Here is a 258-nt window from a genome sequence, read left to right as displayed (position 1 = left end):
CCCGCGTCCGTATTCATCATTCAAAGCATGATGAGCGCTTATTAAATTGGAGCGACACACGAGGTTCGAACTCGTGACCTCAACCTTGGCAAGGTTGCGCTCTACCAACTGAGCTAGTGTCGCATATTCTCATAAGAGAATTGGTTGCGGGAGCCGGATTTGAACCGACGACCTTCGGGTTATGAGCCCGACGAGCTACCAAGCTGCTCCATCCCGCGTCCGTATTCATCATTCAAAGCATGATGAGCGCTTATTAAA

At 50.0% G+C, this 258-nt stretch carries 2 tRNA genes; both read right to left on the bottom strand.

The window, feature by feature from the left end:
- Window positions 1-47 precede the first annotated feature (47 nt).
- Window positions 48-123 (bottom strand) — tRNA-Gly (locus GVO60_RS22285).
- 18 nt (window positions 124-141) lie between these two features.
- Window positions 142-218: transfer RNA gene (locus tag GVO60_RS22280), tRNA-Met, on the bottom strand.
- Window positions 219-258 lie beyond the last annotated feature (40 nt).

Source organism: Vibrio atypicus, assembly GCF_009811315.1.
Taxonomy (GTDB): Bacteria; Pseudomonadota; Gammaproteobacteria; order Enterobacterales; family Vibrionaceae; genus Vibrio; species Vibrio atypicus.
Note: the sequence above shows the minus strand (reverse complement) of the source record. Positions and strands in the feature narration are given on the sequence as shown.